The organism is Arthrobacter sp. D1-17, assembly GCF_054130535.1.
Map to the genome: position 1 here is coordinate 1468748 of NZ_CP096382.1, position 25987 is coordinate 1494734.

Below are 25987 nucleotides of genomic sequence, written 5' to 3' on the forward strand. Positions count from 1 at the left end.
GTTGACCAGACTCAGGTAGGCTAGTGCAGCAGGCAATGCACAACATTGGCCTGCCCGAATTCGAACCAGGAGATTTAGTGACTGCTGACCTCGTCATCGTAGGATCAGGCTTTTTTGGCCTGACAATCGCAGAACAGGCCGCCACTGAGCTGGGCTTGAAGGTCGTCGTCCTCGACCGCCGCCACCACATCGGCGGAAACGCCTACAGCGAAAAAGAAGATCAGACCGGAATCGAGGTCCACCGCTACGGTGCGCACCTCTTCCACACCTCCAACGAGCGGGTCTGGGAATATGTGAACCGCTTCACAACCTTCACGAACTACGTCCACAAGGTTTACGGCGTCCATAAGGGCGAGGTCTATTCGCTGCCCATCAACCTAGCCACGATCAACCAGTTCTTCCGCGCTAACCTGAGCCCCGGGGAGGCAAAGGCCCTTATCCAGGAACAGGCCGGCGAACTCGCGGGGACGGATCCCCAGAACCTGAACGACAAGGGCATCCAGCTCATCGGGCGGCCGCTCTACGAGGCGTTTATCAAGCACTACACCGGGAAGCAGTGGCAGACAGACCCCAAGGATCTGCCGGCCGGCATCATTTCCCGGCTGCCGGTCCGCTACAACTACGACAACCGGTACTTCAACGACAAGTATGAAGGCCTTCCGACCAACGGGTACACCGCATGGATCGAGAAAATGGCGGAGCATCCGAACATCGAGGTCCGGCTGAACACCGACTTTTTCGACGACTCCCACGAGTACAGCAAGGACAAGGTTGTCGGAAACATTCCGGTCATCTACACAGGGCCCGTGGACCGGTATTTCGACTTCGCAGAAGGAGACTTGTCCTGGCGGACCATCGACTTCGAGGAGGAAGTCCTTGAGGTCGGCGACTTCCAGGGGACCTCTGTGGTCAACTACAACGACGAGGACGTCGCCTTCACCCGCATCATCGAGCCGCGCCATTTCCACCCGGAGCGGGACTATCAGAGTGAAAAGACCGTCATCATGCGGGAGTTCTCCCGGGCAGCAGAGAAGGGCGATGAGCCCTATTACCCCATCAACACCCCGGCGGACCGGGAGCGGCTGCTGAAGTACCGGGACCTGGCAGCGGCTGAGAAGGATGTCCTGTTCGGCGGACGCCTCGGCACCTACAAGTACCTGGACATGCACATGGCCATCGGATCGGCCCTGACGATGTTCGACAACAAGATCCGTCCGCACTTTGAAAGCGGAGCAAAACTTGAAAGCGGAGGCGTGGACGCATGAGCACAGCTACCAAGACGGAGGCCTCCCAGGTGAGCCAGGAAGGCCAAGCCTGGCGGGTCCTGCAGCGGGTCATTCTACCGAGCCAAAGCCAGATGGACACCGTGCCCCTGTACCTTGACACCGGAACGGCAACAGGTGTTCAGTTGCCGACGTCGAACGTTGAGGCCAACAGCAGGACGACGGCCCAGACCGTCAGCGCTCCGAGTAAGGAAGCGCACGTGGAGGACTTCCTGACGCGTCATTCGACGTCGGTCCGTCCTGGAGAGCGTGTCTCGTTCGGCAGCTACTTCAACGCGTTCGCCGCCAGCTACTGGCGCCGGTGGACGACCGTCAAGAGTGTCCGGCTGTCGGTTTCCACTGCGGGTTCCGGCTCTGTTATCGTCTACAAGTCGAATGCCCGCGGTGCGCTTCAGCGCGTTGATTCCCGGAACGTCGACGGCGGCGCGGTCAGCACCTTTGACCTGACCCTCGCCCCGTTTGGCGATGGCGGCTGGTACTGGTTCGACCTCGTGGCCGGGTCCGAGCCCCTCGTGCTCCGGAAGGCTGAGTGGCTGACGGAAGACGGCGGCAGCCAGCAGGGCAGCGTGACGCTGCAGATCACCACCCTCAACAAGACCGAATTCTGCATCAACAACCTCAAGCTGCTGTCCGAGAACCCGGATGCCCTAAAGCACATCAAGGAGCTCGTGGTTGTCGACCAGGGGACTCATAAAGTGTCCGATGCCGACGGCTTCGCCGAAGTGGCTGCGGCGCTGGACGGCAAGCTGAGGATCATCAACCAGGACAATCTGGGCGGTTCCGGCGGATTTGCACGCGGCATGTACGAGGCAGTTGAGAACGGCAGCGACTATGTGCTGCTAATGGACGACGACGTCGTCGTAGAGCCCGAGAGCATCTCAAGGATGCTTACCTTCGCTGACCTGTGCAAGACCCCGACCATCGTTGGCGGACACATGTTTGACCTGTACAACCGCACGGTGCTGCATACCTTCGGTGAGGTTGTGAACCCCTGGCGCTTTCTCTGGGAACAGTCCCGTGAGGACATGCTGCTGGGCCACGACTTCCAGTCCACGAACCTGCGTCAGACCAGCTGGCTCCACCGCCGGGCCGATGTGGATTTCAACGGCTGGTGGATGTCGCTGATACCCACGCGGATTATCCGTGAAATCGGCCTTGCGCTTCCGGTGTTCATCAAATGGGACGACGCTGAATACTCTCTCCGGGCCAAGGAACATGGCTATCCGACCGTTTCCATGCCTGGCGCGGCGGTCTGGCATGTTTCCTGGATCGACAAGGACGATCTCGTGGGGTGGCAGGCATACTTCCACGCCCGCAACAGGTTCATTGCTGCGCTGATCCACAGCCCCTACGAGTTCGGAGGCCGGATCGTACGCGAGTCGCACTACGCAGACATCAAGCACTTGGTATCCATGCAGTACGCCACCGCACGAGGGCGCAACATGGCGCTGCGGGACCTCCTGCGGGGACCCGGGCAGCTTCACGGGCAATTGGCTAAAAAGTTGCCTGAAATCCGGGACATGATGAAACACTACCCGGACTCGGTGATCGCGACTGATCCGGATACCTTCCCGGCCGCGAAGCTGGACAAGCCTCCGAAACACGGGCACGGCGTCCGCGAGCCGAACAAACTGGGCTTGATCCCCATCGCTATGAAGACCGTACTGCGCCAGCTGGTACAGCCCGTTTCGCCGTCGAGCAGGGTCCGTCCCCAGGCAAATGTGGCTCACCAGGACAACCGCTGGTGGCGCATGTCCCAGTACGATTCCGCAGTCGTCACGAACGCGGAAGGCACTGGCTCCGCATGGTACAAGCGTGACCCGAAGCAGCTCCGCTCCATGCTCGCCGAGAGTGCGCGCCTGCACTCACTGCTGCTGAAGGATTGGAAAAAGCTCAGTGCTGAGTACAAGGCTGCGCTGCCTGAGATCACGTCGATCGACACGTGGAAGAAGACCTTTGACGCACATAGTGAACGCGTAGATGAGCGTTAGCACGGAGTTGGCCCGGCCCGGTGTCGGCGGCGGGCTCGCTGAGGTTTTTCGCACGAGGTTTTTGCTGAAGCTTCTGGTCCGCAAAGAACTGAAGGTCAGGTACCGGGGTTCGGTGCTTGGGCTGCTCTGGTCCTATGTGAAGCCCGGTGTGCAGTTCATCGTGTTTTACATTGCCCTCGGCGTGTTCCTGGGACTCGAGAACAGTCCCAGGAACCCGGGCGGCCTTCCCAACTATGCGATATACCTGTTCTCCGGAATCGTGCTGATCAACTTTTTTAACGAGGCACTGGGGAACGCTTCCCGCTCTATCGTGAACAACGGTGGGCTCATCAAGAAGATCTATCTCCCGCGGGAGCTGTTCCCGGTCGCCTCGGTATGGGTCTCTGCCGTGCATTTCTTTCCGCAGCTCGTCATCCTCGTCGGCGCATGCCTCTACGCAGGATGGCATCCCTCATTCCTGCAACTGGCCGCCGCAGTGGGCGGCTTCGCGATTGTCGGCCTGCTCGCAACAGGCCTCGGCCTGCTGTTTGGTGCAGTCAACGTCTACTTCCGCGACTCGGAAAACTTTGTCGACATGCTCCTTATGGTGGCAACCTGGGCTTCGCCTGTGATGTACGCCTGGACGATGGTTGCGGACAAGCTGGGGGACTTCTGGTTCACGGTCTACCAGTTCAATCCCATTACGGTAGGCGTGGAATCATTCCACTACGCGTTTTGGCTTCCGACGACGGACGGCAGCGCGCCGCTGCCCCCGAACCTGCTGTCTGTCTGGCTGCCAGTGGCGCTGCTTGTGTCGGCTGGCATCCTGTTGGTCGGGCAGCTGACATTCCGCCGGCTTGAGGGCCGTTTTGCACAGGAGCTATAACGTGGCCACCGCCATCGAAGTCAAGAACATCAACAAGCAGTTCGTCCTGCGCCACACCAGGTCCATCAAGGAAGCCATCGTCTGGCTGGCCAAGGGGCGCAAAGGTGATCTTTCGGAGAAGTTCCATGCGCTGCATGACGTCTCACTGGAAATCGGCCAGGGGGAGGCCGTGGCCCTCCTGGGTTTCAATGGTTCCGGCAAGTCGACGCTGCTGAAACACATCTCAGGTGTCATGGTGCCGGACAACGGGACCGTGCGGACGCGCGGCCGGGTTGCGGGTTTGATTGAGGTCGGTGCGGGGTTCCACCATGACCTGTCAGGCCGGGACAACGTCTACCTCAACGGGGCCATCCTTGGCATGACCGAGGAACAGATTAAGGAGCGCTTCGACTCCATTGTCGAATTTGCCGAAATCGGCAAGTTCATTGACACCGAAGTGAAGTTCTACTCGTCGGGTATGTACCTGCGGCTCGCATTTTCAGTGGCCGTCCATACGGATCCCGAGGTGTTCCTGGTGGACGAAATCCTGGCGGTCGGCGATGAGCCCTTCCAGAAAAAGTGCATCGCGAAGATCCAGGAGCTCGCCGCGGAAGGGAAAACCTTGGTCGTGGTGAGCCATGATTTGGATCTCGTGTCCCGGATTTGTGACCGGGGGATCCTGCTCGACCGCGGCAACGTTACGTTTGACGGTCCGATCGAACAAGCGGTGGCCACTCTGCGCGCATAAGGGCGGGCATCCTCCCACCCCTCACTTGAGCGCTGGCATCCCACGACCCGTGAGGATGCCAGCTGCGCCTGAGGCAAGGACGGCCTACTGGTTGCTCAACGGGCCGCAACCGGTCACCTGATAAAGTCTGGCCGGTCCTTCCTGATCAACGAGCTTCAGTCCGGGTGCGGTGTCCGCCTTGTCCATGGCGGTGTTGGGATGGGCTCCGCCGTGGACCTCCTTGTCGTCGAAGATGAGAGCGTACTGCACGTCCAGTGACTTCACCGCCGGGCAGACCACAGGATCGACCCCTGCCTCGTCGATCTTGCTCATGATGACAAGTTCTTCCGGTGTGCGGCGACCAACGATGTGCGGAGAGACAGAGCGGCGCAGCGACAGTCCCTGGGTAAGGGACGCCCCGGTCCAAGGGTCGCCGTAGACGCTGGCTTCGGCCGGAACGTGGCTGGGCAGGCGGTCCAGGAGTGCCCGCTCGTCAGTGGAGACCAATGGGGCATGCGGGCCTGTGCTGTAGTTGGCTGAGGCCAGGACCTGTTCTTTTCCAACGGTACCGAACTGCGCACCGACGGCGATGGCGAAAACTCCCACGAGCAGAACGGCAGCGGGCGCGATCTTGTCAAGGGCGGCGGCGCGGGGAAGGCGCAGTATCCTGCTGGCCGTCTCACCTACCCGGTGCCTCGTGGCCGCCGCGGCAGTTCCGCGGAGAATGCTTTCGCCACCCAGCACGGCCAGGGGCAGCAGGACGACGGGCAGCATCGCGGCGAGGCGGTGTGAGTCGTTGTACCAGACTCCGGTCAGGAAGTGCCTGGTCTCGCTCGGAGGAAGCGCGGACGCCACGATGAAAAGCCCGGCAGCAACAAAGGCCATGCCGAGCGCCCATACGAGCTTTCGCCGGGCGATGGAGGCGACAAGTCCGGCGACGAGCATCACGAACATCACCAGGGAAACATGCCTTCCCTGGGGGCCGGCGCCGAGAACCTCACCGATGGCCTGGGAAACGGTCTGATAGGGCTTCCACCGTGAAGACGTGAGGCTCTGGCTGGCCATGTCCCACACGATGAAGACCAACGGAATGAATACGGCTGTCAGGACGGCAAAGCCGACCAGCTGCCGGCCAGTGGCCTCACTACGCCTGAAGCCGACGACGAGGCGGACGAGCTTCGTCAGCAGCAGCGGGAGGGCCAGTCCAAACAGGGCCACGACGAAACTCGGATGGGCCAGGGCCAAGCCGGGCAGGATGAGAGCCCCTTGGCAGAGCACTGGCACGATCCGCCGCTTGGTTGGGTTGAGGCCCAGAAGGTCAATGGTCAGTGCCAGTGCAACGGGCATGATGGCGATCGCCAACAGGTTGGGGTACAGAACCCCGAAGTCAATCATGAGGTACGGAAAGGAGCTGAAGCCCGCGGCCAGAGCCCCCGTCAGCAGCATGGGCAGGACGTGTCCACTGGAGATCCGGCTGATCAGGTACATCATTCCGAGTGGCCACATGATCGCGGCAATGACGATATTGCCAGCGCTGATGGCTTCCGGGACTGAGACTGACGCAGTTGAGGCGACGAGTGCGATCAGGTCATGCCATGCAGCGGGGTAAAACGCCGCAGAGGCTTCGGTCAGGTTTCCCAGCGTCAGGGACGAGCCCGATCCGGTGATCAAGATATAGCCGACCGCATTAAGGTGAAATATGTTGTCGTAGGTTTGGGAGATGTTGCCTGGTGCGCCGATGATCCCCGCAAACCGCACCGTGATGATGACCGCGGGAATGGCGAAGGCGGCAATGATTGCACCGCGCCTAACCCACTCCTGTGCTGGCGTAAGAGCCGGCTCCGTGGCGGCATTGTTCTCCGCGCTCTTGCTGAACGACTTACGGGGCTGGGCTCCGAATACAAGGCCGCGCATGGCCAGGACGTAGCGCAGCACGAGAGCCGCAACAGTGAGGATCAATGCACAAGCAGCGACGGGGATGATCCCGTAACGGATGCCGGCGTACGGAGCTGCAACGGCAACGGCGCCGGCGACAGTGACCGTCGTCGGGCCGGAGACCGCGAACAGTGGAAGTCCCCTTACCCCTGCCGCACGCATGACCAATAGTCCAGGTCCCAGGAAAATCACCGCGGCAAGCAGTAGTATGGGCACGAACGTCACCCAGGGCATGGTGGCTCCTCGACGGTTTCAGGGAAATAAGGCCAGTGGTCAACACTACTGTAAGCAGCCCTCGCGATCAGTGCCGTCCCCGGCCCCTGCGTTCAATGTGGGAGACTATTCCAGTGAATCGAACGTGGATTGTCATTCCTATGTACAACGAAGGCACCGTTGTCGCCGATGTAATCCGAGGTCTCCTGCCAGTTTTTCCGTACGTAGTGTGCGTTGATGATGGGAGCTCGGACAATTCGGCGCAGATCGCCCGGGAGGCCGGTGCCGTGGTGGTGCAGCACCCCATCAACCTTGGCCAGGGGGCCGCGCTCCAGACCGGCATCGAGTACGCGCTGCAGGATCCGGAGCTCGGGTGCATTGTGACTTTCGATGCCGACGGGCAGCACAAAGTCTCTGACGCGTTCGAGATGGCGAGCCGCGTCCTTAATGATGAGGCCGACATCGTACTCGGCTCCCGGTTCCTGGATAACCGGACGAAGCTGTCGCCCATGAAGCGAATCGTGCTCAAAACGGCCGCGCTGCAATCCAAACTGTCCACCGGCCTGGACCTGACCGACGCCCACAACGGGCTGCGGGCTTTCAATCCGTACGTTGCCCGTAACATCAACCTGACGCAGAACCGCATGGCCCATGCGTCGGAACTGGTGAACCGGCTGGCCACGTTGAAGCCGCGCTATGTGGAACACCCCGTGGAGATCATCTACACGGATTATTCGAAGGCCAAGGGCCAGTCCCTGCTGAACTCGGTCAACATTCTCGCGGAACTGTTTTTGAGGTAATAAATGCTAATTGTCATCCAGGTCATCCTGGTCCTCGCCGTCGTCCTCGTGGCGATGATCCTCATGCGGGGCGGGTCCAACGCAAGGCATCTGGCGATTCGCCGGCTCATGCTGATGGTCTTCACTTTCGTAGCAGCCCTGTCCATTTTCTTTCCGCAGCTGCTGACCACGGTTGCGGGCTGGTTCGGGATCGGCCGTGGCACCGACCTTGTGCTGTACGGCGTGGTGGTGTGGTTGCTGATCTTCATGGCCACCACGTACCAGCGGTTCCGCCAGACCGAGATTTCGCTGACCAAGCTGTCGCGGCGGATCGCCATCGACGAGACTCCGAGAGTCTGGGAAACGGGCGGCAAATAGGATGGCCGCAGGACCGGCAGAACACACCGTGGATGTCTCGCTGATCATTCCGACCAACAGCATGCACAGATGGCTGGACCTGGCTGTTACGTCGGTTTTGGACCAGGAGGGCGCCAGCTTCGAACTCATCCTCTACCTGGACGGGGTGGAGCTGCCCCCGGGCAAGGAATGGGCCGCCGACTCTCGTGTGCGGCTGGTACGCGGTACAAATTCCCAAGGCGTGGGGCATGCCCTGCGCGAGGCATGCAAGCACGCGCGGGGCGAGTTCATTGCCCGGCTGGACTCCGACGACGTCGCACTGCCCGGCCGTTTTGCCCGACAGGTGGCGTATCTGCGTGAGCATCCTGAGACAGTGGCGGTCACCGGCCAGGCGCCGTGGATTGATGAGGAAGGCGCTCGAATCGGAGCCTTCGGACACGCATCGGGCGCTGACGTCCGTGGAAAACTGCTGGAGCAGAACGTGCTCGTCCAGTCGGCGATCATGTTCCGTGCCGCTGACTATCGGGCGGTAGGCGGATATAACCCGATGAGGCAGATGGAAGATTATGACCTCTGGCTCCGGCTCGCCCTGCGGGGACGCCTGGCGGTACTCGACGCCGACGTCGTCGAGTACCGCATCCACCCCAACCAAACCAGCCGGGGTGTTCATCCCCGTGCGTCCTACGTCAAGACGGTTTATGCCGGGCGTAAGAACCTCGCCCGGTTGCTGGGGAAGTCTGCGGGCAGCCAGCTGGTCCGCAACACAGCGTTCCGTGCGGCGCTGTACATGATGTACTACCTGCCGCCGGGCCTGATCCGCCGCATCCGGACTGTTGCTTCGCGCTAGCCCGGCTGGCGGACCAGGTTCGCCGCTCAACTGAAAAATCTGAGCGGCGTTGAGCACCTGCGTCGAGAGCCGCCAATGTGGGGCATCTAGGCTGGGCTATCCCCAGTATCTGCCGCAGCCCCGGGCAAGGGTGCCAGGCCGGCGGCGACGACCGCTTCCACCAAATGAAACTCGTGTTCGTCGTCGATGCTGAAGGCATGCAGTTCAGGGATCTGAACGTACCCATGTACGCCCTCATCGAACCAGCTGTGCTGCAGTTTGCGGATAAAGTCGGAACGCCACACGTAAAAATTGCCGTTGATTCGCAGGTACGGGGGAAGGTCCTGTCGGCGGACTATCCCAGCGCCTTCCTTGAAGTAACGCTCCAGAGCTGGTCCTTCAGTGCTGGGCCGGACGCCTACCCACAGAGGGTTAAAGAATGGCTCCGAAACCGCGATGACGCCGTCCAGTTCAGGGTTGCTGGACAATTGATCTATGGCCTCCTGAACCTTGTCCTGCGTTCGGGTCGGGCTGGTCGGCTCAAGGAGCAGGACCATGTCAAAGACCTCAGAGTAGATGCTCTCTGCCATGTTCAATGCATGACGGAGCACGGCACTGGACGAGGCAAGATCCGAAGCCAGTTCGGCAGGCCGGATAAAAGGAACGTCGGCACCCGCTTCGCGGGCGACTTCGGCAATATGTTCATCGTCAGTAGAAACGATGCACCTGACGTTGTCGCCCAGTTGTTCGGCCAACGCAACGGCATGGGCCAGCAAGGGCTTACCCATGAGGGGGCGGATATTCTTACCGGGTAGGCCTTTGGAGCCACCGCGTGCGGGAACGACCGCTAGAACACGAGGGCGTACGGAATCTGGATTCATGGTGTCTCTAACCTAGGTCGTTCTATGGGACAGCCTGCTGTACTGTCTAGATCGTTTTTCATCCTACCGGCTAACGGATTTCGGGGATGGCGGTCAAGAGTGGCGCTGACGGCTTGATGGTGCTCCACCGCCTGCCACGCTCGAGCTGCACGTAATATGTGAACATCATCTGCCCGACTCTTCTCTGAGGTGCCGCGACTCCGTATGGACATCCAAAATCACTACTACGGTCATTCTTCGGTCTTGGCCAACCATTGCGGATTGTCAAAAATCCGCCATATTCCTGGACTGCTGCAACACGGATGGACCGTGAAATCCCCGGTACTGGCGCAGTTTGCCGACTTTAATGACCGCGGCGCCAACCGGAAGAGACTGATATGGACTTCAGCTTCCCGCGGGTTTGACGTGGATGCTCCAGAAAACCGCTTTCCTGACGGGTCGAGCATGGTGACTGCCGTGGGGGCGCCTTTCCTCTACCTCCTCAACGCCGCCCGTGCGGCGGATGCCCTGCCGGAACGCACTGCAGGCACCATCGTTCTTCCGGTCCATGGCACCGCGCTAGTAAAAGTGAGCGGTGACCATGGCGGATTCGCCCGGGAAGTACTCCGCAGGGAGGGGCCGTCCGCTGTCTGTCTACACATTGAAGATCTCGAACATCCAGAGATTTACCGCGCCTGGACTGACGCCGGGCACGAGATCATCAGCGCCGGAGAGAGGCGTGATCCGCGGTTCTTAGGAAGAATTTTGGGAATGGTGGGGTCTGCACGGAAGGTCGTGTCAAACCGCATGTCTACAGCATTGCTCTATGCCTCGGTGGCCGGCGCTGACGTGGAGATCTACGGGCCGGACTTCCAGCTCGGCCAGAACGCAGAAACCGATCCGGGCCTTCGGATGCGTGAGCTGTGGCCCGAATTTTATGAGCCATCACCGGACAACGCTGAGCTCAAACGCATAGCGGACCTGGAACTCGGTGTGCAGGACATGAAGTCGCCGGAGGAACTGAAAAGCCTGCTCGGCTGGAACAGCCCCTCCTTCGGCGCGTTCTGGGATTACTGGGCCAGCGGCCCCCTGGAAAAGGCCCAAGCTGTCCTCGGGTTGCGGAAACGCCCCGAAGGTGCCCACAGCGGCGAAGCGAGCCTGTCCCCGATCCATTTCCTCCGGCATCCGCTCAAGCACCTGCCGTCCCCGCTGCCGAAGCTCACGCCGGCGGTAGCCGTCGAGGCCGTCAGGCTCAAAGAGTCGGGCCGGCTCTAGGCGTGGGCGCCTGGCTGATCCTCGGGGCCTCCGGGCACGCACGCAGCCTTGCCTCGATCGTGAACGGCCGCGGAGACTATGTGGCCGCCGTTTCTGACGCCGGGCTGGCTGGAGCGGCCAGCGACTCCGCAGCACCGGAGCGGAGCCTCAGCCCGTTCGCGGCGCCCGACGGCCGCACCCCGACCCTGTTTTTCGACGACGACGAGGCGCTGAGGTTCGCCGCCGAAAAGTCCCTGTCGATCGCTGTCGGCATAGGGGACAACGGCGTACGGAACCGTGTCGCGGAATCGGTCATCGCTTCTTCGGAGCTGGTTCATCTCACCGTTCCGCTGATCGCGGCAAGTGCCACCGTTGATCCGACCGCCCGCCTCGGGGCTCTTTCGCAGGTCTGTGAGCACGCCCACGTGGGCCCGTTGGCGGATATCGGCTCCGCCGTCATTGTCAACACCGGGGCAATTGTCGAACACGAGGCCGGCGTGGGATCCGGGACGCACCTGGCCCCCGGTTCAGTCCTTTTGGGGGCCTCGTTCGTGGGCAATAGAGTATTTGTTGGATCAGGCGCCCGTGTCCTTCCCGGCTGCACTGTGGGAGGACTGTCTGTCATCGGTGCGGGCGCCGTCGTGACGCGTGATCTCGCCGGGGGAGCAACATACATCGGTGTTCCGGCCCGGGAACTGACATCCAAGAAAGGCGCAACCCTGTGACCATCGAATCCAAAGCCCAGCATGTGACGTTCGGTGCGCACCGCATCGGCCCCGACGAGGAAGTCTTCATCATTGCCGAGGCCGGCGTAAACCACGACGGTGACGTGGCAGTTGCCCATGAACTGATCGACATGGCTGCCGACACGGGTGCCAACGCGGTGAAGTTCCAGACGTTCAAGCCTGAATCCCTTGTCACGGAAGCTGCAGATACCACGCCCTACCAAAAGAAGGCCGGGTTCGCGGAGTCCCAGTCCGAGATGCTGAGGCGCCTGACGCTGCCAGAGACTGCCTGGGTTGAGCTGCGGGACCACTGCTCCGAGCGGGGAATCACGTTCCTCTCCACACCCTTCGACTACGACAGCGCGCGGATGCTTGCGGACATCGGCGTTCCGGGGCTGAAGATCGGTTCAGGAGAGCTGACGAATACTCCCTATCTCGCCGCCATTGCGGAATTTGGCATTCCGATGATCGTCTCCACGGGAATGGGGACCAGGGAGGAGATCGCCGCGGCGCTCGAGGCGACAGCGAAGGCGCCCGCGACCGTCCTGCTGCACTGCGTCTCTGCCTACCCCGCGCCCTTGGACGAGGCCAACCTGCTCGCCATTCCCGCGATGCGGAAGGAATTCGGCGTCGAGGTCGGCTGGTCGGACCACACGCCGGGCTCACTTACGGCCATCGCTGCGACGGCTCTGGGCTCGACGCTGCTGGAAAAGCACATCACCACTGACAAGACGCGCAACGGTCCAGATCACTCCGCCTCACTCGAGCGGGCCGAGTTCGAGGACTATGTGCGCTCCGTCCGTGACATCTACCGGGCGCTTGGCGACGGCAACAAGCGCAGAATGCCCAGCGAGGAAGCCAACGCCGGACTGGTGCGGCGCTCGTTCCACGCCGTACGGGACATCGCGGCCGGCGCTGTGATCACAGAGGCGGATGTCGCCATCCTCCGTCCGGAGGGGGGGCTCCGTCCTTCTGCCCAGGTCGTGGGCCGCTCCGCAGGCCGTGACGTCAAGGCTGGAATGCCGATGACCGCAGAGGATCTGGCCTGACATGCGGGTGCTGGGGTTCGTAGGGACGCGGGCGGATCTCTTCCCACTCGCCCCGGTCCTTGTTCAGCTGGCCGAAAATCCCGACGTGGAGTTGCACGTGGCAACGGCCGTGGGGTTCCCGGCCGGGACAGCAGCGGGCCGGCTCCGGGAAGCAGGCCTGCAGGATGGTGCCTTCGTGCACCATGACCTGGGGCTCCACCTGGACGACGCGTCCGCGCTGGGCCAGCTCGCGCTGGGTCCGGAACTGTCCGCGAGCATTGCTGAACTGCTGCAGCAGAACCGGCCGGACGCCGTCGTTGTTCTTGGCGACCGGTGGGAACTCCTGTACGTGGTGCCGGCAGTTGTCATCTCCGGCGTGAGGCTGGTCCATCTCCATGGCGGGGAAGTCACGGAAGGGGCGCTCGATGAGCGCGTCCGCCACGCGGTGACTAAACTGGCGGACCAGCACTGCGTGAGCACGGCGGGGGCCGCGCGTCGCGTGGCCCAGCTTGGCGAATCGCCAGATCGGATTCACCAGACAGGCGCCCCGGGGCTCGACCGCTTCAGGAAGCCGGATCCCCTGACCGAGGAAGAGTTCCGCGCAGAGTTTGGCCGGCCCCTGGTCCGACCGCTGCTGATGGTCACGTACCACCCACCCACGGCCGAAATGTCCGGGAACGCCGGTTCCTTGGCGCGGCAGGTCTTCGACGAAGCCATCGCCGCGGCGGGCACGGTGATCCTGACATATCCGGGCTTTGACGCCGGACGCAACGAAATCGTCGCCGAACTGGAGGACATTTCCGCCGCCGGCACCGCGATTGTCCGCGAGAGCCTGGGGCCGCTCTATCCCCGCGTCATGGCCACCATCGATGCCCTGGTGGGCAATTCCTCCTCAGGCATTCTTGAGGCTGCGACCTTTTCGGTGCCGGTCGTCAACGTCGGGAATCGGCAAAAGGGCCGCGAATGCGGCGCCAACGTCATTCACTGCCGCGACGAGCGCCCGGGGATCCACGCTAGTATTGAAAAGGCTTTGAGCGCGGAGTTCCAGGAATTGTCCCGTCAGGTGGTCAATCCGTACGGGGACTCGCATTCGTCAGAACGGATCGAACGCGTGGTGGTTGGCAGCGGACGGACGCCGCTGACCAAGGCCTTCATTGACATCGGCTCTGGAGAATGACACGTATGAGTATTGACGGGCCCCTCGGCAACGTCTGCATCGGGCAGGACGCCACCGTTAGGCAGGCGCTGGAGACTATCGACCGCGGTGCGTCCGCGATCGCACTCGTCACCGACGAGGCGGGCAAGCTCCAGGGAGTGCTGACCGACGGCGACATCCGCCGCGGCCTGCTGAAGGGGGCCGAACTCGACGGACTCGTTCACGAGTACGCCAACCGGGCACCGCATGTCGTTGGGCCGGATGCAACGCGCGCCTCGGTGCTGGACCTGATGCGCAGCCTGCGTATCAGCGAAGTTCCGGTCGTTGACGACTCCGGCAAGCTCGTTGGACTGCACACGCTGAACGACATTGTGGGGCGGACGTCCCTGAGTAATATCGCCGTCATCATGGCCGGTGGCAAGGGCACGCGCCTTGGCGCGCTGACCAAGGACACCCCGAAGCCGCTGATGACCGTCGCGGACCGGACCATCATCGAGTGGATCATCCTGGGGCTGGTGGAATCCGGCGTCACGAACATCTATGTCTCCGTGGCGTACCTGGCGGAAAAAATCATGGACCACCTCGGCGACGGCTCCCGGCTGGGCTGCACGATCAAGTATCTGCACGAGGACCCGGCCAAGCCCCTCAACACCGCCGGTGCCCTGGGGCTGCTCTACCACGAACGGCCCGACATCACCGAGCCGGTGCTGGTCACCAACGCGGACCTCATGGTGCGCTACTCGGCTGCGGAGCTGCTCGCTTTCCACGCTTCGAAGAACGCCAGCGTGACAGTTGCTGCCCGGCCCTATGTCCACCAGGTGCCCTTTGGCGTCCTTGACATTGGCGAGAACCGCTCCATCTCCGCTGTGGTCGAGAAACCGAGCATTGAATTCGAAATCAGCACGGGGATTTACGCCGTGTCGCCGGAGGCGCTCCCGCTGGTGCCATACCTTGAACCTTTTTCCATGCCGGACCTCGTCCAGGCCTGCATTGAGCAGTCCAAGACAGTGGCCGCATGGCCGATCGAATCCGACTGGATCGACGTCGGAACCCCCAAAGACCTAGCAACAGCGAAAGGCCAGTGATCACCTTGAATCAGCAGAACCTTACGGGCAAGACCGTGGTTGTTACGGGTGCGGACGGCTTCATCGGAAGCCATGTCACCCAGCGGCTGATCGCCCAGGGAGCCAACGTCCGTGCCCTTTGTGTTTACAACTCCAACGGTTCGTATGGATGGCTGGATGACCTTCGTCCCGAAGAGCGTGACTCGGTGGACCTGCGCCTCGGCGACATCCGTGACGCCGAGTACGTTTCTGACCTGGTTGCCGGGTCCGACGTTGTCCTCCACCTCGCGGCCCTCATCGCGATTCCCTACTCCTACGAGGCGCCCCGCTCGTATGTGGAAACGAACGTCGTCGGAACCCTGAATGTCCTCGAGGGCGTGCGCCGCCACAACGTGCCGAGGCTGGTAAACACCTCTACGTCCGAGGTCTACGGCACCCCCAAGACCGTGCCGATCACGATTGAAAACGAGCTCCGGGGCCAGTCCCCGTACAGCGCGACGAAAATCGCCGCCGACAAGCTGTGCGAGGCATGGGCGAGCTCCTTCGAGACTCCCGTTGTGGTGCTGCGCCCGTTCAACACCTACGGTCCCCGACAGTCTGCGCGTGCGGTCATCCCCACAGTGCTGCAGCAGATGGTGGCCGGCGCCGACAAGATCCACCTCGGCTCGCTGACCCCCCGCCGTGACTTCACTTATGTCACAGACACAGCTGAGGGATTCGTGAAGGCAGCCAGTGCGGACATCCCGTTGGCGGGGCAGGTCATCCAGCTCGGCACCGGCTACGACGTCTCCATCGGGGAACTTGTTGACATGGCACGCAAGGTCACGGGCTCGACGGCGGAAATCATCACCCAGGACGAGCGTGTCCGCCCGGAAGCCAGCGAAGTCATGCACCTTCTTTCGGACCCGTCGCAGGCGCTGGCCGAACTGGGCTGGGCGCCGCAGGTCAGCCTCGAAGAGGGTCTGCGCGAATCCGCCGAATGGATCAAGGCCCGCGGCGTGGACCTTTCCGCTGCCGCGCGATATTCCCGATAGTTTTGCCAGAAAGGTCAATTGTGGCGAGCCGTATCCCGCTAGCTGTACCCAACATCGGTGAGCGTGAAGCCGAACTCGTGAACGAAGCCGTCGCGAGCGGGTTTGTCTCTTCCGTGGGACAGTTCGTCTCCGAATTCGAACAGAAGTTTGCTGATTATGTCGGCGCCAAGCACGCCGTCGCATGCGCGTCTGGAACCGCGGCGCTGCACATTGCGATGCGCCTGGCCGACGTTCAGCCGGGGGACATGGTTGCCGTGTCGGACTTTACCTTCATGGCAAGTTCCAATGCGGCGTCCTACCAGTTCGCCGAACTGCTGCTGGTGGACTCGCTGGCCGAGTCCTGGTGCATGGACGTTGAAAGCCTGCGCCGGGAGATCGAGCGCAGGGCGGCGGTGGGGGAGAAGCTGCCCAAGGCCATCGAGATCGTACACATCCTGGGTCAGCCCGCGGACGCCCATGCAGCGCGGAAACTTGCCGATGAATACGGCATCATCCTGATCGAGGATGCCGCCGAGGCTCTCGGCGCCATGTGGACCGAGGGGCCGCTGGAAGGCCGGCACGTCGGTACTGTCGGGCACATGGGTGCCTTCTCGTTCAACGGAAACAAGATCATGACAACCGGCGGTGGCGGCATGTTCACCACCGACGATCCCGAACTGGCAGCGAAGGCGAAGCACCTGTCCACGCAGGCAAGACTTCCGGACCGCGGCTACCTGCATGACGAAATCGGCTTCAACTACAGGCTGACCAATATCGCTGCGGCTCTCGGAGTGGCTCAGCTGGAACGGTTGGACGGGTTTGTCGCGAAGAAACGTGAAATCGCCGCACGCTACGCGGATGCCTTTGAAGGCACCGAGATCGAGACCCCGCCCCGCCTTGCCGGGCAGGAATCGACCTACTGGCTGTACTCGGTGCTCGTTCCTGCATCGCGGGGCGCCGGGGCCAGGGACGAACTGCAGGACTTCCTGGCGGAAGTGAACATCGAATCACGCTCCCTGTGGCGTCCGCTGCATATGCAGCCGCCGCTGAGCCACGAACTGACCCTCGACGGTGCCACCGGCGAGGACCTCTTCGCCCGGGGTCTTTCGCTGCCGTGCTCCACCGATCTCACGGAAGACGACCAGTCCCGCGTGATCGAACGGGTCCACGAGTGGCTCAAACTCAGCGGTGAGTAGCGCCGGGCGGGCAGATGTTGCCGAGCCCGGGAACAGCAGCGCCATGGAAAGAACTGGCAGGAACTCCGTCCTGTATCTCGCCGGTGCGCTTATGCAGGGGCTGGGCATCTTCCTGGTTCAGCCGTTCGCCCTCCGTGTGCTCAACGACGATGCCGAGTGGCAGGAACTCTTCCTGGCCGTCTCGGTCATCCAAGTCGGTGTGGTGCTAGGAGCCGCAGGGCTTCCGCTGGCGATCACCAAGACGTGGTTCGACCACAACGGCGCAGCCAAAGCACGCTCAATCAGCGGATTCCTTAGCCTGGTCGGCGCGGTGGTAGGCGTCCTGGCGGCCGCCGGCTACTGGGGTGTGGCGCGCGGCAGCGACGGTTCATTCAGCTTCACGGTTGCACTCCTGACCATGGGCCTGCTGGCCACGGTACTGGCCGCCCAAGCGCTGTTGCGTGCCCAGGGACGTCCGGTGGCATTTGTCCTGCTAAGCCTCGGTTCATCCGTGGCCGCCTACGGCGTGGGCCTGATTGCGATGCTTCTGGTGGGTGCTTCCGCAAGCGTGTTCATGGTCGGCTTCGGGGCAGCAGTCTTCTTGACAGCCGTCGCGTCACTGTTTGTGGCACCGCCAGCGCCGCCGTTCTCGGTTCCCGGCGCCGCCAAAGAGGCGCTGCTCATCGGCCTTCCAGTCCTGCCACACACTGGGTCCATGATGCTGCTGACCCAGGGGGCGGCCTTCCTGCTGGCAGCAGTGGCGGCCGAAGGCGTCTCCGGTGACTACGGCAAGGTGCAGATCTTTGTCCTGGGCACGGTGACTTTGCTGGGGGCTTTGAACAACGCCTGGGTCCCGGCGATCATGTCGGCCAAGCCGGGTGAACGGCCTGAGCGCATGCGTTCAGTGATGAAAACCGCCAGTTTCGCCGGGCTTGCGATCGTCATCGTGGCGAGTGGCGGAGCGAACGTTGTTACGCATGTCATGGCCGTGGGCCGGGAGGATCTCATTCCCGTGGCCCAGATCATGCCCCTGATTGCCCTTGGGTACCTGCTGTACCTGAACGCCTCCTCGCTGCTGTTTGCCGACAGGATGACGTGGATTCTGGCGGTCGTGACGCCGTCGGTGCTGGTCGTTTCAGCCCTGGCCGCCCTCTGGCCGGCCTCCATCGGGAACCTGGTGCTCATGGCTGCGACGTCAGCCGGCTCCTTTTTGCTCTTGGGCGGTGTCTACTTTCTGATAGCACGACGGAGGGCGGCAGGCGGATGGCCGATGCGCACCTACGCACTGTGCTGCCTGGCCGCCACAGGCTATGTCGTGGTGCTTTTGATGCTGCCCCGTGACATCATTACCGGGCTCATCACGGCCGGCGTGCTGGCCGTGGCGGCTGCCGCCGGACTGGCACTATGGCACCAACGGAGGAGAAAGCAGATGGGTCAACGTCATCGTGAGTGGCACCCAGAGCCTGGAGACAGTTAGCCCTCCGCGGTAGACACGGGCCGTAAGGCGGGCAGGCCGGCACGGCAAGCATCATCATGAGTGGCACCCGCAGCGTGAAGATAGTTAGCCCTCCGCGGTAGACACGGGCCGTAAGGCGGGCAGGGCGGCATCGCCCTTGCTGTGGTGATCTTATTTGTTCTGTCCGGGTATTTGATCACCAGTGCTGTACTCAAGAAAAGGGGTCACCCGTGGGTCTCTTCCTGCGCGGCTGCTCTTCTCCTGTTCGCCATCGCCGTCCCCGGTGGCTGCATGAGCCACGGATCGTACGAATTCCTTGCTTGGATCATCGGCATGCTGTACGCCATGGCAGCTCCAACCATGCAGAGGCTCCACGTGTCGGCACACCTATGGCTCTTTGGCTTGTCATCGCCCACGCCTACTACCTTGTGGTGGAGCGCCACTCTACAAGGTTGGGAAATGGCTCAAGCACCGTCTCCTGCCTCAGGACAGGGACGCGGCACTACTGCAGAAATAGGCAGCGGCTTTCGGCCCGTGCGAGGCCGGACCGATGGATAGATAGCCTCCGCGGGACTGTCAGTTGCGGCTGACGGTGACTCCGGTTGGAGAATAGGTCATGGAGCCTCCCTGGAACGGCACATTCCGGTAGCCGTTATATTCGACCGCCGCGGCCAGGGGGTACCCGAGTCCTCCCGTTTGCCAACCGGCCTTCCGCCATGCGGACCAGTAGGGCTCCCCGACCATGTTGGCGCCCGTCGCAGCGGTGTAGTAGCTGTTTGCCCGCTCGAAGGGCTGGTAGCAGCCGCCACCGTAGAGGCCGCATTTTGCCGGTCCTGTCGGATAACCGACGCCGACCTGCCACCCTGCCGCCCGCCAGGAGGCGAAGTACGGTGCAAAGACCGCGTGTGCGCCGGTGCCGGTGGAGAAGTACACGTTCGCTTTCTGGAAGGCCTGATAACAGCCGCCGCCGTACAATCCGCATGTGGCAGGGCCGGTGGGATAGCCGAGCCCCTGCTGCCAGCCAGCTTCTTTCCAGGCCTGCCAGTACGACGGCGTCACGGCGTGGGCGCCATTCCCTGCCGAGTAGTAGACGTTGGCTTTTTGGAAAGGCTGGTAGCAGCCGCCGCCGTACAGACCGCACGTGGCGGTGGCGGTCGGGTAGCCGATGCCCTGCTGCCAACCGGCCGCCTTCCAAGCGGACATATACCTGCTGGTGACGGCGAACGTCCCTACGCCTGGCGTGGCGTAGACGATACCGCCCTGGAATCTCTGATGGCACGTGGATGATGTTGCTGAACCATGGGGGCAGGTGACGTCGCTGATGGGGTAGCCGATCCCGCTCTGCCAACGTGCCTCGCCCCAGGCCTCCCAGTAGCTGCCGGTGACCGGGTGCGCGCCCGTCGCGGCGGTCCAATAAATGTTGCCGCCGGCATATGCCCTGTAACAGCCGCCGCCCACAAGGGTGCAGATGTCTGCCTTGGAGATTGCGGCGCCGAGGCTGCCGGAGGCGCCGCCCAGCTCCAGCCACTTTCGTTCGATCGCACCGCCGGAATTGGCTTTGCTGCGGGCAAAGGCCTGCAGCTGGGCGTAGGTGCCGTTCCAGACGTTGGAATCCCCGGCAAACGGGCCGCTGTCGCTGTACTGCCACAGGCTGTAGGTGCTCCAGCTTGAGGGGATGGGGCCGGGACTGTTTGTCGGGCTTGAGGGGTAGGAAGCAATCCAGAGCGGGTAGTCGCCGAAGCCCGGGGCATCGGCCGTGCATTGCTTCCACCAACTGGTATTGGTGTAGATGACGGGCAGCCTGCCCGTGAGGCTCAACATCGTGTTGCCGAAATCCCGGACCCATGACGCGAGCTGTTGCGGGGTTTTGTCGTAGCAGGTGTTGCCATGGTAGAAGCCGTTGATTGTCCGGCCGGCGTAGGGATTGAATTCGAAGTCCAGAACGGGGGGAAGGGTCACCCCGTCACTCGTCCATCCGCCGCCATTCGCCACGAAGAAGCGGGCTTGGTCGGCTCCGGACGATGCATTGGGAATCGCGAAGTGGTACGCACCGCGGATCATGCCCGCGTCGCGAGAACCCTTGTACTGGGCCGAGAACGCCCCGTTGGTGTAGTAGTTTCCTTCGGTGGCTTTGATGTAGGCAAACCGAGATCCCATGTTCCATTGCTGCTGCCAGGCGACTGTTCCCTGGTAACTGCTGACGTCCTGCCCCGGCACACCGGATGACGGAATCCAGGACGCTTCTGTCGCTGCAACTGCCGCAGGCCCGCTCTTCTGCGGACTTCCTTGGCCCATCTCGGCGCCGTGCTCTCCGACCGCAGTCCGCATGGCTGCCTTGTCCGCCGCGCTGTCGATTCCGTCGGAATCGGAGCCAGCAGGCAGCGCCGTGGCGGCAGGTGGGGCGGACGCCGTCGGCGTCGGTGTTGGTTCGACAGCGAATGCCGGTGCGGCCGCAAGCCCCGTCAGAACAGCAAGTGCCAGCACGCCGGTTTCCAAGGCGCCGATGGCCCTTCGCCGTGCAGCTTTTGTTGGTTTCATCTGTCCAATCCGGGGTTCTGGCGTCTGGTCTGATGCGCCATCAGGGGTTGCGACATCGACCGTCCGTTCTGAACAGGGCGATCAATGCCGCAAAGGGTAGGTCTTAGCGCGCCAACTGTACCACTTTTGTTACTCATGATGCCAATGATGCTGTTGATAGGCGTGTTGCATTGGGTAAGGCATTGCTCCCCACCCTCGCGGTCTTCGAAATTTCAGGGCGAAGCGAGCGCGGCCATAGACTTGAGGCCATGAAGGTTTTGGTCACCGGCGGCGCCGGCTACATCGGATCGCACACCGCACTTTGTCTCCTCGAGGACGGGCATGAGGTGGTGGTGCTCGACAATCTGATGAATTCCAGCGTCGAAGCCGTCCGCCGAGTGGAGGAACTGACAGGCAAACCGGTTGAATTCCGCGAGGGTGATCTGCTTGATGCGGCCGCCGTCGACAGAGTTTTCGCGGAAGGCGGTTTCAACGCCGTCATTCACTTCGCCGGCCTGAAGGCCGTGGGGGAGTCGGTCGAAAAGCCGCTGTGGTACTACAAGAACAACGTCGTAGGCACTCTCAACCTCCTGGAAAGCATGGAAAAGGCCGGTGTCCGCCGGCTGGTGTTCAGCTCATCCGCCACGGTGTACGGCGCTTCCGAACACGTTCCACTCATCGAGAAGTCGCCGCTCGACGCCACCAACCCGTACGGCCGGACCAAGGAACAGGTTGAGGACATCCTCTCGGACCTCAGCACCGCGGACCCCCGCTGGAGCGTGGCACTGCTTCGCTATTTCAACCCGGTGGGCGCGCACGAGTCCGGCCGCATAGGGGAAGACCCCCGGGGCATCCCCAACAATCTGCTGCCGTTTGTGGCACAGGTGGCCGTGGGCCGCCGGGAGAAGGTCATGGTGTTCGGCAACGACTACCCGACGCCGGACGGCACGGGCGTGCGGGACTACATCCACGTGATGGACCTCGCGGCAGGCCACCTCGCCGCTCTCCGTTACCTGGAAACGAAGACCGGCGCCTTCCGCTGGAACCTGGGCACCGGCCGGGGCTCGTCAGTTCTGGAGGTCATTGAGGCCTTTAGCGCCGCAGCCGGCCACCCCATCCCCTACGAATTCGCGCCCCGCCGTCCCGGAGACGCAGCCGTCAGCTACGCCGATGCCTCCGCTGCCTTGGCCGACCTGGGCTGGTCTGCCCGCCGTGACCTCGCCCAGATGTGCGAGGACCACTGGCGCTGGCAAAGCTCCAATCCATTCGGCTACGCCGGGCAGGAGTAACCCGCGGCGTTCTTGCCGGAGCTTATCCACAACTTTGCCGGTTTTGCTTTCCCCACGGCACGCCATCCCATAGCTTTAACCCAAGTGGACTGCCTCCGCTGGGGGCGGCAGTCACCTGGGGGAGCACATGGATGCCGTACGGATAGTCGAAGATGAGGTCCGGGAACTGATCCGCAGACGCGGTCTGGACCCCTTGCGGCAGACCGTTGAGGTCCGGCGGCTGGTGGACGCTGCAGTAAGCGACTACGACGAGCGGGCCCTCATGGGCCCGCTTCCGCCGCTTGGGCCTCTTGACTCGGCGCGGAGATTTGTCTTCGACGCTGTCGCCGGCTTCGGGCCGTTGCAGCCTTTGCTGGATGATCCCAGCATTGAGGAAATTTGGCTGAACGCACCGACAGAGGTCTATGTAGCCCGGAACGGCGAATCCGAGCTGACGTCCCTCAGCCTCACGGACCAGCAGGTGCGGGATCTTGTGGAGCGCATGCTCAAAAGCTCCGGCAGGCGCTTGGACATGTCATCGCCTTTCGTTGACGCTGCCCTCCCGGACGGTTCCCGGCTCCACGTCGTCATACCCGATGTCACCAGGCGGCACTGGGCCATCAACATCCGCAAGTTCGTGGTCAAGGCGAGCCGTTTGGAGCACCTGGTCGAGCTGGGCACCCTAACGCCGCAGTCCGCACGGTTCCTCGGCGCGGCTGTGGCCAGCGGGCTGAACATCCTGGTCTCGGGTGCCACGCAGGCTGGGAAGACCACCATGCTGAACTGCCTGGCTGCCAGCATCGGCAGCCGTGAGCGGGTCATCACGGTCGAGGAAATTTTTGAACTTCAGTTCCCACTGCGCGACGTGGTGGGACTTCAGTGCCGCCAGCCCAACCTTGAAGGTGAAGGAGAAATCCCGCTGCGCAGGCTCGTCAAGGAGGCGCTCCGGATGCGCCCGGATCGCCTGGTGGTGGGAGAAGTGCGCGAAGCGGAGAGTCTCGACATGCTCATCGCACTTAATTCGGGCCTTCCCGGGATGTGTACCGTCCATGCAAATTCAGCCCGTGACGCCGTAACCAAGATCTGCACCCTGCCGCTGCTCGCCGGAGACAACATATCCAGTGCCTTCGTTGTGCCGACCGTGGCTTCGTGCATCGATCTCGTGGTGCACTGCAGCCGTCAGATAAGCGGGCGCAGGCAGGTCACCGAAATCCTGTCCCTGGGCAAACGGGTGGAGAACGGCATCATCGAGTCTTCCATGGTCTTCACCTTGGTCGGTGGCCAGCTGCAGCCCAAACTCAGTTCCATGCCGTCGGCTGAAAAGTTTGCCGCAGCAGGCTTCGATGTTGCGGCTCTGCTGGAGGCACCGTGACGGCCCCGCTGCTGGGAGTGCTGGCTGGTGCAGGGCTCTTTCTTATTTGGTGGTCCACCTGGGTGCAGCCGGAAACAGCCAGGCGTCCGCCCAGAACCAGCCGGTTGCAGGATCTGCTCCTGGCCGCCGGGGTCGAGCGGGTCACCGGCGCCGGTCTTATCGGCAGCTGCTTGGGGCTCGGGCTGTTCGTGACGCTGGTCTTCTTCGCCGTCAGCATGTCATGGCCGATCTCTTTGTGCTTCGGGCTGTTCGGAGCATGGTTGCCCGTCGTTGCGGTGAAGTGGCGAGCCCGGCGGCGGACTGCCATGATGCGTCGGCTCTGGCCGGACGTGGTGGACCATCTCAGATCTGCCATCAGAGCCGGCCTTTCGCTGCCCGAGGCGCTCATCCAGTTGGGTGATAAGGGACCAGAGGAGCTGCGCCCCGTTTTCCGGGACTTCGGCTCGGATTATCGTGCGGGAGGCCAGTTCGATGCCTCACTGAACAAACTCAAGCAACGGCTTGCCGACCCGGTCGCTGACCGCATCATCGAGGCGTTGAGACTGACGAGGGAAGTGGGCGGCTCCGACCTTGGCAAACTGCTGGGAACCCTGGCCGAATTCCTCCGTGAAAGTGCCAGGACCAGGAGTGAGCTTGAAGCCCGGCAGTCCTGGACGGTCAATGCTGCCCGCCTTGCCGTTGCGGCCCCATGGATCGTCATCGCGCTGCTCGCAAGCCGCCCTGAAGCCGTTGCGGCATACAACACGCCCATGGGGGCGGCAGTCCTGCTCGGAGGCTTGGTGGTCTCCCTGGTCTGCTACTCCATCATGTTGCGGATTGGTGCCCTTCCCGATGAGGAGCGAGTCCTTCGATGATGACGGTACCGGCGGCCTCCATCCTGTGCGGTTTGCTTTTGGGCGCGGGTCTATGGCTGCTGCTCGTCCGCCTTCCATTCATGCGCCCCCTCAGTTTCGTGGAACGGATCGAGCCGCAGCTCAAGGCCCAAAACCTGGAGTCCAGGCTGCTGAGGCCGGCCGAGCAAAACCTCACGCCTTTCGGGCCTTTGGAGCGCATAGTCCGCCCGCTGATCAAAGACGGCATAGACAAACTCAGCCGGTTTAACCTAGGTTCCTCCGCCCTGGTCCGGCGACTGGCGCAGGCCGGCATCAGCAAATCACCTGTGCACTTCCGTGCCGAACAGCTGCTCTGGGCAACCGGCGGTTTTCTGGTGGCCGTCGGCATGATTGCCTTCGGTGCTATGGCCGGAAGGTTTAGCCCGGTACTGGCTGTTGTGGCGATGGCCGGAAGCGCAGTAGGAGGGTTCCTCTTCCGCGATTACTGGCTCGGACAGGAGATCAGGAAGAGGGAATCCAGGATGATGGCCGAGTTTCCGAGTCTCGCCGAGCTAATGGCCCTGGCAGTGGGCGCCGGTGAGAGTGCTACGGGTGCTCTGGACAGGGTTTGCCGAAGTGCCCGCGGAGAGCTCTCCAAGGAATTCGGGAAGGTGCTTGCCGAAACGCGGGCAGGCAAGCCCCTTGTGGAGGCTCTGCAGGAGTTTTCCTCCCGCACGGACCTCGGACCGCTCATCCGGTTCGTTGACGGGATCATCGTGGCAGTGGAGCGGGGAACTCCGCTGGCTGACGTGTTGCGGGCCCAGGCGCAGGACGTGAGGGACACAGCAAAACGGGACCTGATGGAATCAGCCGGAAAGAAAGAGATTGCCATGATGGTTCCGCTCGTTTTTGGAGTGCTGCCGTTGACCGTCGTCTTTGCCGTGTTCCCAGGTTTGGCCGCCCTGAGCCTGAATATGTAATTCCGTGGTCTGCTCCTGAGCGGCTCGACTCCTGAGCCGCTCGACGTACTCAACAGCCTCTCCACCCAGCAATTGCCAACTCAAAGAAACGGGAAGTCAATGACAAACATGATCCGGCACGGAATCGCGCTCATGGCCGCTCTGGGCAGCAGCCTCGGGGTGGCAGCCGCCTCCATCCGGCTGTTGCGGAGCCGGGGACGTACCAACCCTGAGCATGCAGAAAGGGGAGACGTGCCCGGCTGGGTCATGATCACACTCATGTCCGCGGTGCTCGTCGCCGCGCTGCTGGCACTTGCCGGACCTGCCCTGGAAGCCATGTTCAACCAAGCGATGGACACGGTCGGAAAGTAGG

23 protein-coding genes are annotated in these 25987 nt (G+C 62.5%); 20 read left to right on the plus strand and 3 right to left on the minus strand.

Annotated features, from left to right (window positions below; translation table 11 throughout):
- Positions 1-77: 77 nt before the first annotated feature.
- The 4 genes from glf to M1E01_RS06855 are packed head-to-tail and all read left to right on the plus strand — an operon-like array spanning position 78 to position 4866.
- Positions 78-1265: a UDP-galactopyranose mutase gene (glf, locus tag M1E01_RS06840; protein WP_457974311.1), complete on the plus strand. Its 1188-nt coding sequence runs from the start codon at positions 78-80 to the stop codon at positions 1263-1265.
- Positions 1262-3274: a glycosyltransferase gene (locus M1E01_RS06845; protein WP_457974312.1), complete on the plus strand. Its 2013-nt coding sequence runs from the start codon at positions 1262-1264 to the stop codon at positions 3272-3274. Before glf ends, M1E01_RS06845 begins: the two co-directional genes overlap by 4 nt.
- Positions 3264-4139, plus strand: coding sequence for an ABC transporter permease (locus tag M1E01_RS06850; RefSeq protein ID WP_457974313.1), 876 nt, complete (start codon positions 3264-3266; stop codon positions 4137-4139). Before M1E01_RS06845 ends, M1E01_RS06850 begins: the two co-directional genes overlap by 11 nt.
- A 1-nt stretch (position 4140) precedes the next feature.
- Positions 4141-4866: an ABC transporter ATP-binding protein gene (locus M1E01_RS06855; RefSeq protein WP_457974314.1), complete on the plus strand. Its 726-nt coding sequence runs from the start codon at positions 4141-4143 to the stop codon at positions 4864-4866.
- 84 nt (positions 4867-4950) lie between these two features.
- On the opposite strand, the gene M1E01_RS06860 is transcribed toward M1E01_RS06855, so the two are convergent.
- Positions 4951-7014: a DUF6541 family protein gene (locus M1E01_RS06860; protein ID WP_457974315.1), complete on the minus strand. Its 2064-nt coding sequence runs from the start codon at positions 7012-7014 to the stop codon at positions 4951-4953.
- Between the two features lie 95 nt (positions 7015-7109).
- Between M1E01_RS06860 and M1E01_RS06865 the strand changes: the two genes are divergently transcribed.
- From M1E01_RS06865 to M1E01_RS06875, 3 genes are read left to right on the plus strand one after another with little or no spacing between them, the layout of a single operon-like run.
- A complete protein-coding gene (locus M1E01_RS06865; RefSeq protein WP_457974316.1) occupies positions 7110-7793 on the plus strand; it encodes a glycosyltransferase family 2 protein in 684 nt (227 codons plus the stop codon).
- Between the two features lie 3 nt (positions 7794-7796).
- A complete protein-coding gene (locus M1E01_RS06870; protein WP_457974317.1) occupies positions 7797-8150 on the plus strand; it encodes a DUF2304 family protein in 354 nt (117 codons plus the stop codon).
- 1 nt (position 8151) lies between these two features.
- Complete coding sequence (locus tag M1E01_RS06875) at positions 8152-8976, plus strand: glycosyltransferase (protein ID WP_457974318.1); 825 nt, start codon at positions 8152-8154, stop codon at positions 8974-8976.
- 86 nt (positions 8977-9062) lie between these two features.
- Here M1E01_RS06875 and M1E01_RS06880 read toward each other — a convergent pair whose 3' ends face one another.
- Positions 9063-9836 carry an acylneuraminate cytidylyltransferase family protein gene (locus tag M1E01_RS06880; RefSeq protein WP_457974319.1) on the minus strand — a complete coding sequence of 258 codons (774 nt, stop codon included), beginning with the start codon at positions 9834-9836 and terminating at the stop codon, positions 9063-9065.
- 309 nt (positions 9837-10145) lie between these two features.
- On the opposite strand from M1E01_RS06880, the gene M1E01_RS06885 reads away from it, so the two are divergent.
- From M1E01_RS06885 to M1E01_RS06920, 8 genes are read left to right on the plus strand one after another with little or no spacing between them, the layout of a single operon-like run.
- Positions 10146-11090, plus strand: a complete 945-nt coding sequence (locus M1E01_RS06885; RefSeq protein WP_457974320.1) for a hypothetical protein — start codon at positions 10146-10148, stop codon at positions 11088-11090.
- Positions 11091-11092: 2 nt separating this feature from the next.
- The gene (locus M1E01_RS06890) at positions 11093-11794 is read left to right on the plus strand and encodes a transferase (protein WP_457974321.1); all 702 of its coding nucleotides are present in this window, start codon (positions 11093-11095) and stop codon (positions 11792-11794) included.
- Positions 11791-12843, plus strand: coding sequence for an N-acetylneuraminate synthase family protein (locus M1E01_RS06895; protein WP_457974322.1), 1053 nt, complete (start codon positions 11791-11793; stop codon positions 12841-12843). Before M1E01_RS06890 ends, M1E01_RS06895 begins: the two co-directional genes overlap by 4 nt.
- Before the next feature lies 1 nt (position 12844).
- Positions 12845-13999: a UDP-N-acetylglucosamine 2-epimerase gene (gene neuC, locus M1E01_RS06900; protein ID WP_457974323.1), complete on the plus strand. Its 1155-nt coding sequence runs from the start codon at positions 12845-12847 to the stop codon at positions 13997-13999.
- A 5-nt stretch (positions 14000-14004) separates the two neighbouring features.
- Positions 14005-15063, plus strand: a complete 1059-nt coding sequence (locus tag M1E01_RS06905; protein ID WP_457974324.1) for a sugar phosphate nucleotidyltransferase — start codon at positions 14005-14007, stop codon at positions 15061-15063.
- Positions 15060-16076 carry an SDR family NAD(P)-dependent oxidoreductase gene (locus M1E01_RS06910; protein WP_457974325.1) on the plus strand — a complete coding sequence of 339 codons (1017 nt, stop codon included), beginning with the start codon at positions 15060-15062 and terminating at the stop codon, positions 16074-16076. The genes M1E01_RS06905 and M1E01_RS06910 overlap by 4 nt, the downstream gene beginning before the upstream one ends.
- Positions 16077-16096: 20 nt before the next feature.
- Complete coding sequence (locus M1E01_RS06915; RefSeq protein ID WP_457974326.1) at positions 16097-17251, plus strand: aminotransferase class I/II-fold pyridoxal phosphate-dependent enzyme; 1155 nt, start codon at positions 16097-16099, stop codon at positions 17249-17251.
- 43 nt (positions 17252-17294) lie between these two features.
- The gene (locus M1E01_RS06920; RefSeq protein ID WP_457974327.1) at positions 17295-18707 is read left to right on the plus strand and encodes a lipopolysaccharide biosynthesis protein; all 1413 of its coding nucleotides are present in this window, start codon (positions 17295-17297) and stop codon (positions 18705-18707) included.
- A gap of 555 nt (positions 18708-19262) precedes the next feature.
- On the opposite strand, the gene M1E01_RS06925 is transcribed toward M1E01_RS06920, so the two are convergent.
- A complete protein-coding gene (locus tag M1E01_RS06925) occupies positions 19263-21224 on the minus strand; it encodes a GH25 family lysozyme (RefSeq protein ID WP_457974328.1) in 1962 nt (653 codons plus the stop codon).
- A gap of 248 nt (positions 21225-21472) precedes the next feature.
- Between M1E01_RS06925 and galE the strand changes: the two genes are divergently transcribed.
- The 5 genes from galE to M1E01_RS06950 all read left to right on the plus strand — a co-directional run bounded on the left by galE (position 21473) and on the right by M1E01_RS06950 (position 25986).
- A complete protein-coding gene (gene galE / locus M1E01_RS06930) occupies positions 21473-22492 on the plus strand; it encodes a UDP-glucose 4-epimerase GalE (RefSeq protein WP_457974329.1) in 1020 nt (339 codons plus the stop codon).
- Positions 22493-22619: 127 nt separating this feature from the next.
- Positions 22620-23843 carry a CpaF family protein gene (locus tag M1E01_RS06935; RefSeq protein ID WP_457974330.1) on the plus strand — a complete coding sequence of 408 codons (1224 nt, stop codon included), beginning with the start codon at positions 22620-22622 and terminating at the stop codon, positions 23841-23843.
- Positions 23840-24697, plus strand: coding sequence for a type II secretion system F family protein (locus tag M1E01_RS06940; protein WP_457974331.1), 858 nt, complete (start codon positions 23840-23842; stop codon positions 24695-24697). The genes M1E01_RS06935 and M1E01_RS06940 overlap by 4 nt, the downstream gene beginning before the upstream one ends.
- Entirely contained in the window at positions 24694-25635 is a 942-nt protein-coding gene (locus M1E01_RS06945) for a type II secretion system F family protein (protein WP_457974332.1), read from the plus strand. The genes M1E01_RS06940 and M1E01_RS06945 overlap by 4 nt, the downstream gene beginning before the upstream one ends.
- Before the next feature lie 99 nt (positions 25636-25734).
- On the plus strand, positions 25735-25986 hold the full coding sequence (locus M1E01_RS06950) for a hypothetical protein (protein WP_457974333.1): 252 nt from the start codon (positions 25735-25737) through the stop codon (positions 25984-25986).
- The last annotated feature ends 1 nt before the right edge of the window (position 25987 follow it).

Coding starts and splice junctions, on each gene's coding strand:
- M1E01_RS06845 (WP_457974312.1), top strand. CDS start 1,262: ATGAGCACAGCTACCAAGACGGAGGCCTCCCAGGTGAGCCAGGAAGGC.
- M1E01_RS06850 (WP_457974313.1), top strand. CDS start 3,264: ATGAGCGTTAGCACGGAGTTGGCCCGGCCCGGTGTCGGCGGCGGGCTC.
- M1E01_RS06860 (WP_457974315.1), bottom strand. CDS start 7,014: ATGCCCTGGGTGACGTTCGTGCCCATACTACTGCTTGCCGCGGTGATT.
- M1E01_RS06865 (WP_457974316.1), top strand. CDS start 7,110: ATGTGGGAGACTATTCCAGTGAATCGAACGTGGATTGTCATTCCTATG.
- M1E01_RS06870 (WP_457974317.1), top strand. CDS start 7,797: ATGCTAATTGTCATCCAGGTCATCCTGGTCCTCGCCGTCGTCCTCGTG.
- M1E01_RS06875 (WP_457974318.1), top strand. CDS start 8,152: ATGGCCGCAGGACCGGCAGAACACACCGTGGATGTCTCGCTGATCATT.
- M1E01_RS06880 (WP_457974319.1), bottom strand. CDS start 9,836: ATGAATCCAGATTCCGTACGCCCTCGTGTTCTAGCGGTCGTTCCCGCA.
- neuC (WP_457974323.1), top strand. CDS start 12,845: ATGCGGGTGCTGGGGTTCGTAGGGACGCGGGCGGATCTCTTCCCACTC.
- M1E01_RS06905 (WP_457974324.1), top strand. CDS start 14,005: ATGAGTATTGACGGGCCCCTCGGCAACGTCTGCATCGGGCAGGACGCC.
- M1E01_RS06920 (WP_457974327.1), top strand. CDS start 17,295: ATGGAAAGAACTGGCAGGAACTCCGTCCTGTATCTCGCCGGTGCGCTT.
- M1E01_RS06925 (WP_457974328.1), bottom strand. CDS start 21,224: ATGAAACCAACAAAAGCTGCACGGCGAAGGGCCATCGGCGCCTTGGAA.
- galE (WP_457974329.1), top strand. CDS start 21,473: ATGAAGGTTTTGGTCACCGGCGGCGCCGGCTACATCGGATCGCACACC.
- M1E01_RS06935 (WP_457974330.1), top strand. CDS start 22,620: ATGGATGCCGTACGGATAGTCGAAGATGAGGTCCGGGAACTGATCCGC.
- M1E01_RS06945 (WP_457974332.1), top strand. CDS start 24,694: ATGATGACGGTACCGGCGGCCTCCATCCTGTGCGGTTTGCTTTTGGGC.
- M1E01_RS06950 (WP_457974333.1), top strand. CDS start 25,735: ATGACAAACATGATCCGGCACGGAATCGCGCTCATGGCCGCTCTGGGC.